12 protein-coding genes are annotated in these 13,730 nt (G+C 68.7%); 9 read left to right on the top strand and 3 right to left on the bottom strand.

The window, feature by feature from the left end; genetic code table 11:
* On the top strand, positions 1 to 781 hold a 781-nt coding region (locus A9977_RS03505; RefSeq protein ID WP_310936082.1), incomplete at its 5' end, for a FecR domain-containing protein.
* A gap of 125 nt (positions 782 to 906) precedes the next feature.
* Positions 907 to 3,294, top strand: coding sequence for a TonB-dependent receptor (locus A9977_RS03500; RefSeq protein WP_183023494.1), 2,388 nt, complete (start codon positions 907 to 909; stop codon positions 3,292 to 3,294).
* Positions 3,295 to 3,307: 13 nt separating this feature from the next.
* Here the strand turns inward: A9977_RS03500 and A9977_RS03495 are convergent, their stop codons facing one another.
* Positions 3,308 to 4,066, bottom strand: a complete 759-nt coding sequence (locus A9977_RS03495; RefSeq protein ID WP_183023493.1) for an SDR family oxidoreductase — start codon at positions 4,064 to 4,066, stop codon at positions 3,308 to 3,310.
* A 109-nt stretch (positions 4,067 to 4,175) separates the two neighbouring features.
* Between A9977_RS03495 and A9977_RS03490 the strand changes: the two genes are divergently transcribed.
* On the top strand, positions 4,176 to 5,060 hold the full coding sequence (locus A9977_RS03490; protein ID WP_183023492.1) for a LysR family transcriptional regulator: 885 nt from the start codon (positions 4,176 to 4,178) through the stop codon (positions 5,058 to 5,060).
* Between the two features lie 51 nt (positions 5,061 to 5,111).
* On the opposite strand, the gene A9977_RS03485 is transcribed toward A9977_RS03490, so the two are convergent.
* Positions 5,112 to 5,960, bottom strand: coding sequence for a fumarylacetoacetate hydrolase family protein (locus tag A9977_RS03485; RefSeq protein WP_183023491.1), 849 nt, complete (start codon positions 5,958 to 5,960; stop codon positions 5,112 to 5,114).
* A 64-nt stretch (positions 5,961 to 6,024) separates the two neighbouring features.
* Entirely contained in the window at positions 6,025 to 6,759 is a 735-nt protein-coding gene (locus A9977_RS03480; RefSeq protein WP_183023490.1) for an SDR family oxidoreductase, read from the bottom strand.
* Between the two features lie 146 nt (positions 6,760 to 6,905).
* Here A9977_RS03480 and A9977_RS03475 point away from each other — a divergent pair, with 146 nt between their 5' ends.
* The 6 genes from A9977_RS03475 (at position 6,906) to A9977_RS03450 (ending at position 13,613) form a co-directional block, all read left to right on the top strand.
* Positions 6,906 to 7,616 carry a FadR/GntR family transcriptional regulator gene (locus tag A9977_RS03475; protein ID WP_183023489.1) on the top strand — a complete coding sequence of 237 codons (711 nt, stop codon included), beginning with the start codon at positions 6,906 to 6,908 and terminating at the stop codon, positions 7,614 to 7,616.
* A gap of 56 nt (positions 7,617 to 7,672) precedes the next feature.
* On the top strand, positions 7,673 to 8,683 hold the full coding sequence (locus A9977_RS03470; RefSeq protein ID WP_183023488.1) for a sialic acid TRAP transporter substrate-binding protein SiaP: 1,011 nt from the start codon (positions 7,673 to 7,675) through the stop codon (positions 8,681 to 8,683).
* A gap of 166 nt (positions 8,684 to 8,849) precedes the next feature.
* The gene (locus A9977_RS03465) at positions 8,850 to 9,404 is read left to right on the top strand and encodes a TRAP transporter small permease (RefSeq protein WP_183023487.1); all 555 of its coding nucleotides are present in this window, start codon (positions 8,850 to 8,852) and stop codon (positions 9,402 to 9,404) included.
* A gap of 12 nt (positions 9,405 to 9,416) precedes the next feature.
* A complete protein-coding gene (locus A9977_RS03460) occupies positions 9,417 to 10,811 on the top strand; it encodes a TRAP transporter large permease (protein WP_183023486.1) in 1,395 nt (464 codons plus the stop codon).
* Positions 10,812 to 10,853: 42 nt separating this feature from the next.
* Entirely contained in the window at positions 10,854 to 12,380 is a 1,527-nt protein-coding gene (locus tag A9977_RS03455) for a UxaA family hydrolase (protein ID WP_183023485.1), read from the top strand.
* A 147-nt stretch (positions 12,381 to 12,527) separates the two neighbouring features.
* Positions 12,528 to 13,613, top strand: a complete 1,086-nt coding sequence (locus A9977_RS03450; RefSeq protein WP_183023484.1) for a malate/lactate/ureidoglycolate dehydrogenase — start codon at positions 12,528 to 12,530, stop codon at positions 13,611 to 13,613.
* The last annotated feature ends 117 nt before the right edge of the window (positions 13,614 to 13,730 follow it).

Here is a 13,730-nt window from a genome sequence, read left to right as displayed (position 1 = left end):
CGCGGCCGGACGCCCGCAGGCCGCCCGCCCCCGCTGGGTGCCGCTGGCTGCGATGGCCGGCCTGGCCTGCGCCATGGTCGCGGGCTGGATGGGCTGGTCGCACTGGCAGGCGCAGCCGGTCTACAGCCAGCACTTCGCCACCGCGCGCGGCCAGCAGATGGAGGTGCAGCTGCCCGACGGCAGCCGGCTGGTGCTCGACACCGCCACCCGCGCCGAGGTCACGCTCTACCGCCAGCGGCGCGAGGTCCGGCTGCCCCAGGGCCAGGCGCTGTTCACTGTGCAGCACGATGCGGGCAAGCCTTTCGACGTGCTGGCCGGACCGGTGCGCGTCACCGTGGTCGGCACGCGCTTCTCGGTGCGCAACACCGGCGCGGGCCTGGGTGCCGACGACGTGCGGGTGACGGTGCAGGAAGGCCGCGTGCGCGTCGCGCCCATCGACCCCACTGCGGCCGGCCAGCCGGTGCTGCTGGGCCCGGGCGAGGCCATTGCCGCCGGCACCGACGGCACGCTGCGCCCGCCGGCCGACGCCGCGCCCGCCAACGCGATGCTCTGGCGCGAGGGCCGGGTGAACTTCGAGAACACGCCACTGGCGCAAGCCGTCGCCGAATTCGAACGCTATGGCCCGACCCGGCTCCGGCTGCGCGACCCGGCCGTGGCCGCAATGCGCATCAACGGCAGCTTCGACCTGCGCCAGCTGGGCGCCTTCACCCGGGCGCTGCCGCAGGTGCTGCCGGTGCAGCTGCAGGCCCACGACGGCACGACCGAGATCGCGCCGCGCTGAGGGCACGGAACGGGCGACAAAAAAAACGCAGGATTTTTTCGACCGGGACCTCCACTGTCCCGCGCGTGGTGCGTCTTCATGGGGAGTTCTTCTTCCACCACTTCCTGCTCCCGGAGATCCGCTTCATGCCACGCCCGCGTTTTCGCCCCGCCACGCCCGCCCTCGCGGCGGCCCTTGCCATCGCCGCCTGGAGCGCGCCGACCGTGCGGGCCCAGCCGGCCCCGCCCCAGCAGGCCGACGCCACCTTCAGCATCTCGCTGCCGGCCCAGGCCCTGGGCACGGCCCTGAACGAACTCGCGCGCCAGGCCCGGCTGCAGCTGATGGTCCACTCGGACCTGGTCGCGGGCAAGCGCGCGCCCGCAGTCGCGGGCACCCTGACGGCCCGGCAGGCACTGAACCGCCTGCTGGCCGACAGCGGCCTGAGCGCGAGCGTGGACGGCAACGCGGTGGTGATCCGCGCCACCGCCCCGACCTCGGGCGAGCGCACGCTGCCGACGGTGCTGGTCACGGCCGCGCTCGAGGCCGATTCGACGGCCGCAATGCAACAGGAGGGCACGGCCGCCGCCGGCTACCGCGCCAGCACCGTGTCCTCGGTCGGCGCGCTGGGCAGCATGCGCCTGCAGGACACGCCCTTCTCGGTCAGCGTGGTGCCGCGCGAGTTGCTGCAGAACATCCAGGCGCAGTCGCCCGACGACGTCTACAAGCTCAATCCGTCCACACGCACCATCACGCCGCAGGTCACGAGTTGGACGCCGATGGTCAGCATCCGCGGCTTCGACGGCTCCAACATCGCCGAGGACGGCCTGCGCCGCATCTACAACCATGCCGCCGTGCTCGAGGACAAGGAGCGCGTCGAGGTGCTCAACGGCCTCTCGGGCTTTCTCTACGGCGCGGCATCGCCGGGCGGCATGATCAACTACGTCTACAAGCGGCCGACCCTCGAGCGGCTCCACAGCGTGACGGTGGGCAACTACGGCGGCAGCCAGGGCTACGTCCACGGCGACTTCGGCGGCCGCATCGACGAGGCCGGCCGCGCCGGCTACCGGCTGAACGTGGTCAGGCAGGAAGGCGGCACCGCCGTCGACGACCAGAAGATCCGGCGCGAACTCGTCAGCGCCGCGGTCGACTGGCAGGTCAGCGACAGCCTGCTGCTGGAGTTCAATGCCAGCGCCAACAACTACCGCACCACCGGCGCCTCGGCCTACTGGTTCTTCAGCGACGTGCCGCACGGCCGCGCGCCCGACGCCAGGAAGAACTGGGGCCAGCCCTGGGTGCAGGACGAATTCGAGAACACCAAGCTGATGGCCAAGGCGACCTACCGGCTCAACGAGCAGATCACGCTGCGCGGCGCCTACATGCGCGACAACATCGACCGCCCGCTGCAGGACCACACGATGAACAGCGTGGCCTCGCCCGACGGCTTCCGCCAGATCCGCATCCACTCGGGCCGCACCCGCGACACCTTCGAGGCCGGCTCCGCACTGGCCGACATCAGCTTCGACACCGGCCCCCTCGCGCACAAGCTGACCGTGGGCTACACCATGTACAGCGACCGGTCGTGGAGCACGGACTACAGCCCCAACACCGGCTGGCAAGGGCCCTACCCCTTCAGCGCGCCCACCTACGTGCCGCGGCCCGACTTCCCGCCCAACCTGCTCGGCACCTACGACGCGGGCCGCGTGCGCAACGGCAACCTCCTCGTCGGCGACCAGATCCAGTTCAGCGAGCAATGGTCGCTGCTCGCGGGCCTCAACCGCAGCACGATCCGCTCGGAGACGCTCGACGCCAGCGGCGCGCGCACGCAACCCGACTACGACCAACGCCGCGACTCGCCCTCGGTCTCGCTGATGTACAAGCCCCTGCCCTGGCTCAGCAGCTACGCCAGCTACATCGAAGGCCTGGAGCAGGGCGGCATGGCCCCCGACACCGCCGCCAACGCACGCGCCATCCTGGCGCCGATGGTGAGCAAGCAGAAGGAGATCGGCGTCAAGGCCACGGTGGGCGAGATGCTGCTGACCGCCGCGCTGTTCGACATCGAGAAGGCCTACGAATTCACCGACGCGAACAACGTCTACACGCAGAGCGGCCGGCAGAACCACCGGGGCCTCGAGCTCAACGCCTCGGGCAGGCTCGGCGCCCGCTGGACCGTGGTGGGCGGCATCACGGCGCTGGACGCCAAGGTCAAGGGCTCCGAGCTCGACGGCAAGGCGCCGGTGAACGTGGCGAAGCTGCTGGCCAAGGCGTACGCCGAGTACGAACTGCCCGTGCCCGGCCTGAGCCTGACCGGCGGCGTCTACTACACCGGGCGGCAATGGGCCGACGGCGCCAACACCGACCGCCTGCCGGCCGTGACCACCGCCGACGTCGGCCTGCGCTACGCCACTCGGGTTTCCGGCAAGCCGCTCACCTTGCGCCTGAACGTGGCCAACCTCGCCAACAAGAGCTACTGGCTCAACAGCTACTACGTGGGCGCGCCGCGCAGCGTGGCCTTCTCGGCGCAGATGCAGTTCTGAGCGTCGCGGCCGGTCAGAAGTCCTGCGACACCGGCCGCACCACCACCTCGTTGATGTCCACGTCGGCCGGCTGCTCCACCGCATAGACCACGGCGCGCGCCACCGCGTCGGCCGGGATCTGGTTGGCCTCGTAGAAGGCTTTCACGCCCGCGGCGGCGTCGGCGTCGGTGCTGCCGAACTTCAGTTCGGACTCGACCGCGCCGGGCGATACCACGGTCACGCGCACGCCGCTGTGGCCCATCTCGACGCGCAGGCCCTCGGAGATCGCGCGCACCGCATGCTTGGTCGCGCTGTACACCGTGCCGATGGGCGTGAAGACCTTGAAGCCGGCGATCGACGCCACGTTCAGGATGTGGCCGCTGCCCTGCGCCTGCATGCGCGGCAGCACGGCGGCGATGCCGTAGAGCACGCCCTTGATGTTGACGTCGATGGTGCGGTCCCACTCGTCGACCTTGAGGCGCTCGATGGGCGACAGCGGCATCACGCCCGCGTTGTTCACCAGCACGTCGATGCGGCCGAAGGCTTCCACCGTGGCAGCGGCGAGCTTTTCGAGGTCGGTACGCTGGGCCACATCGGTGGCCACCGCGATGGCCTCGCCGCCGGCCTCGCGGATCTCGGCCACCACCTTGTCGAGCCGGTCGGTGCGGCGCGCCGCCAGCACCACCTTGGCGCCGCGGGCCGCCAGGTGGCGGGCCATCGATTCGCCGATGCCGCTGCTCGCGCCGGTGACGATGGCGACTTTGCCGCGGATGTTGTCTTGAACGGATGTCATGGGAATTCCTTTGCTTGCATGGATGAAGAAGTGCATGCAGTGTGGAAAATCCAGGCATTCCCGTAAATGAAGACATCACGCCTTCAGAATTCCCCAAAAAGGAACGCCCATGTCCAACCGCCTCGAAGCCCTGCGCGTGTTCTGCACCGCCGCCGACGCCGCGAACTTCCGCGAGGCCGCGGTGCGCCTGTCGGTCTCGCCGCAGGTGGTGACACGCGCGGTGCGCGAACTGGAGGACGAACTGGGCGAGCCGCTGTTCCACCGCAGCACGCGCGGGGTGCAGCTCAGCGACTTCGGCCGCCAGCTCGCCGAACGCGCGCGCGTGGCGGTGGGCGGCGTCGACGAGCTCTTCCACCGCATCGACCGGCGCGCGCTGTCGCAGCACACGGGCACGGTGCGGGTCACGGCGCCGCACATGTATGCGCGCTTCATTCCGCAGGCGCTGGCCCCGCTGCTGGCGGCACACCCCGGGCTGGTGCTCGACCTGCGGTTGTCGGAGCAGCATGCCGACGTGGTCGACCAGCAGATCGACATCGGCGTGCGCGTGGGGCCGCTGCGCGATGCCCGCTTCGTCTCGCGGACCGTGGGCAAGATGGCGCTGCGCGTGGTGGCCGCGCCGGCGCTGATCGCGCGCGTCGGTACGCCGCGCGACATCGAGGCGCTGTCGGCGCTGCCGGTGACGGCACTCATCGATCGCAGTTCGGGCCGGCCCTGGCCCTGGGCCTTCAGCCGCAAGCGGCTGTTCACCGTGTCGGCGCCGGCCTTCGTGAGCGACAACATCGATGCCGAATGCGCGGCTGTGCTGGCCGGCCTGGGCTTCGGCCAGCTGATCGCGCCGCTGGCCGAACCGTGGCTGGCCTCGGGTGAACTGGTGGAGGTACTGGAGGCGGAGGCGCCGGTGCCCTGGCCGATCAATGTCTATCGACCGCAGCGCGCGCCGGTGCCGGCGCGCGTGCGGCTGGTGTTCGACGAACTGGTGCGCGTGCTGCGCTGAACGCGTCGAACGACACCTGGCGGGCGCATGGCGCGCCCGCCCTCACCGCCTTCAGAGCTTGAAGGGGATCACTTCCTGGCGCTGGTCGCCCAGGCCTTCGATGCCCAGGGTCATGACGTCGCCCTTCTTGAGGTAGAGCGGCGGCTTCATGCCCAGGCCCACGCCGGGAGGCGTGCCGGTGGTGATGACGTCGCCGGGCAGCAGCGTCATGAACTGGCTGACGTAGCTCACCAGCTTGGCCACCGAGAAGATCATGGTCTTGGTGCTGCCGGTCTGCACGCGCTTGCCGTTGAGGTCGAGCCACATGGCGAGCTTCTGCGGGTTGGGCACGTCGTCGCGCGTCACCAGCCAGGGGCCGATCGGGCCGAAGGTGTCGCAACCCTTGCCCTTGTCCCAGGTGCCGCCGCGTTCGATCTGGTACTCGCGTTCGCTGATGTCGTTGATGGTGCAGTAGCCGGCCACGAAGTTGAGCGCGTCCTTCTGCGAGACGTAGCGTGCGCGCGTGCCGATGACCACGCCGAGTTCGACTTCCCAGTCGGACTTGACCGAGCCCTTGGGCAGCATCACCGGGTCGTTCGGGCCCTGGATGCAGCTCGTGGCCTTCATGAACACGATCGGTTCCTTGGGAATCGGCAGGTTCGATTCCGCGGCGTGGTCCGCATAGTTCAGGCCGATGGCGATGAACTTGCCGACGTTGGCCACCGGGCTGCCCAGGCGGGGCTTGCCCTTGACCAGCGGCAGCTTGTCGGTCTTGAGCTTGCGCAGCTTGGCCAGCGCGGCATCGCCCAGCTGTTCCGGACCCAGGTCCTTGACCACGGCGCTCAGGTCACGCAGTTGTCCGTTGTCATCGATGAGGCCTGGCTTTTCCTTGCCGGGGTTGCCGTAACGCACGAGTTTCATTCAGAGATTCCTTTCAAAGGTGGTGAGAAGTGTATTCAGTGGGGCCGGCCGCTGCCGGCGCGCCTCAGATCGTGATGCCGCCGTCGACCGAGAAGGCCTGGCCGGTGGCGAAGATGGCTTCGTCGCTGGCCAGGAACACCACGACCGGCGCGATCTCGTGCGCCTGCGCGAGCCGGCCCATGGGCTGGCGCGCGATGAAGGCCTTGCGCGCCTCGACCGGATCGGCGTTGGCGTTGATGCGTTCGCCCAGCGAGGGCGTGTCGACCGTGCCCGGGCACACCGCGTTGCAGCGCACGCCCTGCAGCACGTAGTCGGCCGCCACGCTCTTGGTCAGGCCCAGCACCGCGGCCTTGGTGGTGCCGTAGACGTTGCGGTTGGGCAGGCCCTTGATGCTGGAGCACACGCTGGCCATGTTGATGATGCTGCCGCCGCCCGCGGCCAGCATGCGCGGCAGCACGGCCTGGATGGCCCAGAACTGGGCCCGCACATTGAGGCGGAAGGCGAAGTCGAGGTCGTCGTCGCTCGCGTCGAGGATGGTGCCGTTGTGCACCACGCCGGCGCAGTTGAACAGCACGTCGACGGCCGGCATGCGCGCCACCAGCGCGTGGATGGCGGCCTTGTCGAGCACGTCGAGCACCGCGGTCTGCACGTTGGGCGTACCGGCGTAGTGCTCGAGCAGGGCCGCGTTGACGTCGGTGGCCCAGACCTGGGCGCCTTCGGCGGCCATGGCGAGCGCGGTGGCGCGGCCGATGCCCTGGCCTGCGGCCGTGATGAGGGCAGTCTTTCCCTGGAGTCTCATGCGATGTCCTGGTGAGGGGGGATGGGGGTGGGTTTTCAGGGTTTCGCCCGATGGCGAGCACCCGGCGGCGCCCGTATTCTGAATTGGCCTGACCACTTGTCCAATTCTGGACAACCCTTAACTCCCCTTTTCCTTCTTTTCTTCCCGTGCCCCTGCAGTCCATCGAGCCCCAGCGCCTCTACCGCCAGATCGCCGACCAGCTGCGCACGCTGATCGGCGACGGCGAATTCGCCACCGGCGCCCGCCTGCCGGCCGAGCGCGACCTGGCGCGCCAGCTGGGCGTGAGCCGGCCTTCGGTGCGCGAGGCGCTGATCGCGCTCGAGGTCGAGGGCTGGGTCGAGGTGCGCACCGGCTCGGGCGTCTACGTGCAGGACCGTTCCCAGCGCAAGGCGAACCCCGTGGCCACGGCCGAATGGGGCCCGCTGGAGCTGATCCGCGCGCGCCGCGTGGTCGAGGGCGAGACCGCCGCGCTGGCCGCGCTGCAGGGACGGCGCAAGGACGTGGACGCCATGACGCGCGCCATCGTGCTGATGCAGGAACTGGCCGGCCGCAACGTGATGCCGCTGGAAGGCGACCGCGCCTTCCACCTCGCCATCGTCGGCGCCTGCGGCAACACGGTGCTGCAGGAGACGGTCGAAGGCTTCTGGGATTCGCGCAACGGCCCGATCTTCACGCGCCTGGGCGGCTACTTCGAGACCCTGCCCTCGTGGCGTTCGGCCATCGCGGAGCACGAGCAGATCCGCGACGCCATCGCCGCGCGCGATGCCGATGCGGCGCGCACGGCCATGCACGAGCACATGGACAAGTCCCACCAGAGATTCAGCGCGAGCTGGCGCCGCGCGAAGAAGGCTGCCTGATCGATGCGCCAGCAAGGTTTCTCGTTCCCCATCACACAACAACGGAGACAAGCCACATGAATCGCACGAACGACAAGCGCAAGCGTTGGGTCCTCAAGGCCGTGGCGCTGGGCGCCCTGGCCGTCGCCACCTTCGGGGTGGCCGGCACCGCGGGCGCGCAGACCAAGCTCAAGTGGGCCCATGTGTACGAGACTTCGGAGCCCTTCCACAAGTACTCGGTCTGGGCCGCGGAGGAGATCAAGAAGCGCACCAACGGCCGCTACGACATCCAGGTGTTCCCGGCCTCCAGCCTGGGCAAGGAGGCCGACATCAACCAGGGCCTGACGCTGGGCACGGTCGACATGGTGCTGACCGGCGCCAGCTTCGCCGGCCGCAGCTACACGCCGCTGGCGATCTCCTACTTCCCCTTCATCTTCCGCGACGCCGAGCACCAGCTGAAGTACGCCAAGAGCGACGTCTTCAAGGAACTGGCCAAGGGCTACGACGACAAGACCGGCAACCACATCACCGCGCTCAACTACTACGGCGCGCGCCACGTGACCTCGAGCGCGGCGCGGCCGGTGGCCAAGCCCGAGGACATGAAGGGCCTGAAGATCCGCGTGCCCGACGCGCCGGCCTACCTGGCCTTCCCCAAGGCGCTGGGCGCCAACGCCACGCCGATCGCCTTCGCCGAGGTGTACCTCGCGCTGCAGAGCGGCACCGTCGACGCGCAGGAGAACCCGCTGCCCACCATCGAGGCCAAGAAGTTCTTCGAGGTGCAGAAGAACATCTCGCTGACCGGCCACATCGTCGACTCGCTGCTGACCGTGGTCTCGGGTCAGCTCTGGGGCAAGCTCAGCGCCGACGACAAGAAGGTGTTCACCGAGGTCACGCAGGAGGCGGCCGAGAAGACCGGCCGCGAGATCATCGCGGCGGAGGCCCGCCTGGTCGAGGAGTTCAAGAAGCGCGGCAACAACATCATCACGGTCGACAAGAACGCCTTCCGCGACGCGGTGCTGAAGAACACCAAGCCGACGGATCATGGCTACCGCCAACAAGACTACGACCGCATCCTCGCTATCCGTTGACTGGGGTGCAGGACGCTGCTGCGCGCCGCGATCCTGCGTTTGCGATGCTCGACGTACAGGAGTACGTCTGCGCTTCTCAACGCAGGCTTGCGGCGCTCGCCAAGCGTCCTGCATCCCCCTTGAGGCTGTCGAGAAAAAACCAGAACCACAACACGATGGAGATGCGATGAGCGAGAAATTGCTGGGGGATGACGGGGAGTTTCATGTGACCGACGAGGCGGTCGACCTGTCGGGCACGACGGTCGAGGCCTGGGCCGCGCTGGGGATCTTCTGGGCACTGGGGCTGACGGTGCTCTACCAGTTCGTCACGCGCTACGTGCTCAACGATTCGGCCGCCTGGACGGAGGAGATCGCACGCTACCTGCTGATCGGCGTGGTGTTCATCGGCGCCTCGATCGGGGTGGCGAAGAACAACCACATCCAGGTCGACTTCTTCTACCGCCACATGCCGACGCGCATGGGCAAGGCGCTGGGCATCGCGGTCGACGTGCTGCGCACGCTGTTCTTCGTGGCCGCGGTGGTGATGACGGTGCAGATGATGATCAAGATCGGCAACAACGCCGCCATGACCATCGTCGACCTGCCGATGAACATCGTTTACGGCGTCTGCCTGCTGGGCTTCGTCGCGATGCTGGCGCGCTCGCTGCAGGTGAGCTGGGTGCACTGGCAGCGCGGCTACTGCGTGCTCGAGCGCCCCGAGTCCACGATCCAGGACCGCTGAGGGGAAGACGCCATGCTCAAGATCGCCTTCCTCCTCTTCATGAGCGCCGGCCTGCCGGTCGCCGTGGCCATGGCCGGCGCCTCGCTGGTCTACATCTACTGGTCGGGCAACCTGCCGCCCTTCGTCGTGATCCACCGCATGGTGAGCGGCATCGACAGCTTCCCGCTGCTGGCCGTGCCCTTCTTCATCCTGGCCGGCAACCTGATGAACAACGCAGGCATCACCAACCGCATCTACAACTTCGCGCTCGCGCTGGTGGGATGGATGCGCGGCGGGCTGGGCCACGTCAACATCCTGGGCTCGGTGATCTTCTCGGGCATGAGCGGCACGGCCATCGCCGATGCGGCCGGCCTGGGCACGATCGAGATCAAGGCAATGAAGGAACACGGCTACTCGACCGAGTTCGCGGTCGGCGTGACCGCGGCCTCGGCCACGCTGGGCCCGATCATTCCGCCCAGCCTGCCCTTCGTGATCTACGGGATGATGGCCAACGTCTCGGTGGGCGCGCTGTTCATCGCGGGGCTGATGCCCGGCGCGATCATGACCATCCTGATGATGCTCACGGTCGCCTACTACGCGCACAAGAACGGCTGGGGCGCCGACGTCAAGCTGGTCTGGCCGCGCGTGATCAAGGCGCTGGTCGAACTGCTGGTGGTCTGCGTCTGGCCCATGGCGCTGTGGTTCGCGGTCGACACGCTCGGGGTGCCCGCGCAGCCGGCGGTGCTGGTCGCGCTGGTGATCCTGTTCGTGGCCGACAAGGTGTTCAAGTTCGAGGCCGTGCTGCCCATCATGACGCCGGTGCTGCTGATCGGCGGCATGGCGACCGGCCTGTTCACCGCCACCGAGGGCGCGATCGCGGCCTGCGTCTGGGCGATGGTGCTGGGCTTCTTCTGGTACCGCACGCTCAAGTGGAAGATGTTCGTGCGCGTGTGCCTCGACACGGTGGAGTCCACCGCGACGGTGCTGTTCATCGTGGCCGCGGCCTCGATCTTCGGCTGGATGCTGACGGCCACCGGCGTGACCGCGGACATCGCGACCTGGGTGCTCAATTTCACCAAGGAGCCCTGGCTGTTCCTGCTGCTCGCGAACCTGCTGATGCTGTTCGTCGGCTGCTTCCTCGAGACCACCGCCGCCATCACGATCCTGGTGCCCATCCTGCTGCCGATCTCGACCCAGCTGGGCATCGACCCGGTGCACTTCGGCGTGGTGATGGTGCTGAACCTGATGATCGGCGTGCTGCACCCGCCCATGGGCATGGTGCTGTTCGTGCTGGCGCGCATCGCCAACCTGAGCATCGAGCGCACGACGATGGCGATCCTGCCCTGGCTGGTGCCGCTGCTGCTGAGCCTGGCGCTGATCACCTACTGGCCGGCCACCGTGTTGTGGCTGCCCAAGCTCATGCAATGAGTTCCTTCTTGTCCTTCTCTCTCTCAAAACTACGAGCCCTCGATGACCCCTTTCATTCGCCTCCACCCATCCGATGACGTGGTGATCGCCCGCAGCCAGCTGGTGGGCGGCACGACGGTGGAGAACTTCACCGTGCGCGGCCTGGTGCCGGCCGGCCACAAGGTGGCGGCCCACGCCATCGAGGCCGGCGCGCCGGTGCGCCGCTACAACCAGATCATCGGCTTCGCCAGCAAGCCCATCGCCGCGGGCGAGCACGTGCACACGCACAACCTCGACATGGGCCCGGACAAGGGCGACTTCGCGCGCGACTACGCCTACGGCGCCGACGTCAAGCCCGCACCCGCGCGGCGCGAAGCGACCTTCATGGGCATCAAGCGCGCCGACGGCCGCGTGGCCACGCGCAACTACATCGGCGTGCTGACCAGCGTGAACTGCTCGGCCACCGCCGCGCGCGCCATCGCCGACCACTTCTCGCGCAAGACCAACCCGCAGGCCCTGGCCGACTACCCGAACGTCGACGGCATCGTCGCCCTCACCCACGGCACCGGCTGCGGCATGGACACCCAGGGCATGGGCATGCAGATCCTCGAGCGCACGCTGACCGGCTACGCCACGCACCCCAACTTCGCCGCGGTGCTGGTGGTCGGGCTGGGCTGCGAGGCCAACCAGATCAAGGCCTGGCTCGACACCGGCCACCTGGCCGAGGGCGAGAACTTCCGCACCTTCAACATCCAGGACACCGGCGGCACGCGCAAGACGGTGGAGAAAGGCGTTGCGCTCATCCAGGAGATGCTGCCGCGCGCCAACGCGGTCAAGCGCGAACCCTGCAGCGCCTCGCACATCACGATCGGCCTGCAGTGCGGCGGCTCCGACGGCTACTCGGGCATCAGCGCCAACCCGGCGCTGGGCGCGGCGGTCGATTTGCTGGTGGCGCATGGCGGCACGGCCATCCTCAGCGAGACGCCCGAGGTCTACGGCGCCGAGCACCTGCTGACGCGCCGCGCGGTCAAGCGCGAGGTCGGCGAGAAGCTGGTGCAGCGCATCAAGTGGTGGGAGCACTACACCGAGATCAACCAGGGCGAGATGAACAACAACCCCTCGCCGGGCAACAAGGCGGGCGGGCTCACGACCATCCTCGAGAAGTCGCTGGGCGCGGTGGCCAAGGGCGGCACCAGCAACCTCGAGGCGGTGTACGAGTACGCCGAGCCGGTGACGGCGCACGGCTTCGTCTACATGGACACGCCAGGCTACGACCCGGTGAGCGCCACGGGCCAGGTCGCGGGCGGTGCCAACCTGATCTGCTTCACCACCGGCCGCGGCTCGGCCTACGGCTGCGCGCCTTCGCCTTCGCTCAAGCTCGCGACCAACTCGGCGCTGTGGAAGCGCCAGGAAGAGGACATGGACATCAACTGCGGCGAGATCGTCGAGGGCACGGTGTCGATCCAGGAGATGGGGCAGCGCATCTTCGAGATGGTGCTGGCGACCGCCTCGGGCGAGCCGTCGAAGAGCGAGAAGCATGGGTACGGGCAGAACGAGTTCGTGCCGTGGCAAGTGGGCGCGGTCATGTAATTCGCCGCCCTTTCTTGCTCCCTCTCCCTCCGGGAGAGGGCGGGGGTGAGGGCCCGCGGCTTCCCAAGCCGTGCGCCCGCTTCGACGCAACCCCCATCCCAGCCTTCCCCCAGAGGGGGAAGGAGCCAAACACCCAGGAGCTTTCGAATGTCCAGAACCGTTTCCGCCGCCCTCCTTCGCCAACAGGTGGCCCAGGTGCTCGCCGCCGCCGGCAGCGCCCCCGCCGAGGCCGAACAGGTCGCGGCCAACCTCGTGCTCGCCAACCTCAGCGGCCATGACTCGCATGGCATCGGCATGGTGCCGCGCTATGTCGATGCGGTGGCCGAAGGCGGGTTGAAGCCCAACACGTCCGTCGCGGTCACCGCCGACATCGGCACGCTGCTGGCGCTCGACGGCCAGGGCGGCTACGGGCAGGTGGTGGGCGTGCAGGCGATGGAGATGGGCATTGCGCGCGCGAAGCAGCACGGCAGCTGCATCTTCACGCTCGCGCATGCGCACCACCTGGGCCGCATCGGGCATTTCGCGGAGATGGCGACGGCGCAGGGCCTGGTGGCGATGCACTTCGTCAACGTGCTGTCGCGGCCCGTGGTCGCGCCCTGGGGCGGCGGCGACGGGCGCTTCGGCACCAACCCCTGCTGCATCGGCGTGCCGCTGGCCGGTGCCGCGCCCTTCATCCTCGACTTCGCGACCAGCCGCGTGGCGCAGGGCAAGATGCGCGTGGCCCACAACAAGGGCGAGCGCATCCCGCCTGGCTACCTGATCGACGAACAGGGCCGGCCCACCGACGATCCGGGCGTGGTGGTGGTGCCGCAAGCAGGCAGCGGAGGGCCCGCGGGCGGGCCGGGTTTGTTCGGCGCGCTCATGACCTTCGGCGAGCACAAGGGCTATGGCATGGCCGTGGCCTGCGAACTGCTGGGCGGTGCGCTCAGCGGCGGCGGCACCTGGCACCGGCCCGCGGACACCGCGCGCTCGGTCTTCAATGGCATGCTGACGGTGCTGATCGACCCCGCCAAACTGGGCACGCAGGCCAGCTTCGCGCAGGAGGCGCAGGGCTTCGTCGACTGGCTGCGCCAGAGCCCGCCAGGCGCGGGCTTCGACCACGTGCAGATCGCGGGCGAGCCCGAACGCGCGGCACGTCTGGCGCGTGAGCGCGACGGCGTGGTGGTCGACGACGCAACTTGGGGCGAGATCGTGGCGGCGGGCGCGAAGCTGGGCGTTTCCGTGACGGCTTGATGTCGGCGTCGTGCGGCATGCACTTGCGTGTCTATGAAGCGCTTCGGAAATTCCTATGGGCTTTGCATTGCGCGGTGGATAGCACCGAACCACAATGGACAGGCAGTCGATAGCCCG

It is taken from the genome of Variovorax sp. UMC13, from assembly GCF_014170375.1.
Taxonomy (GTDB): Bacteria; Pseudomonadota; Gammaproteobacteria; order Burkholderiales; family Burkholderiaceae_C; genus Variovorax.
The sequence above is the reverse complement of the archived record's forward strand: the minus strand, read 5'-3'. Positions and strand labels throughout refer to the sequence as shown.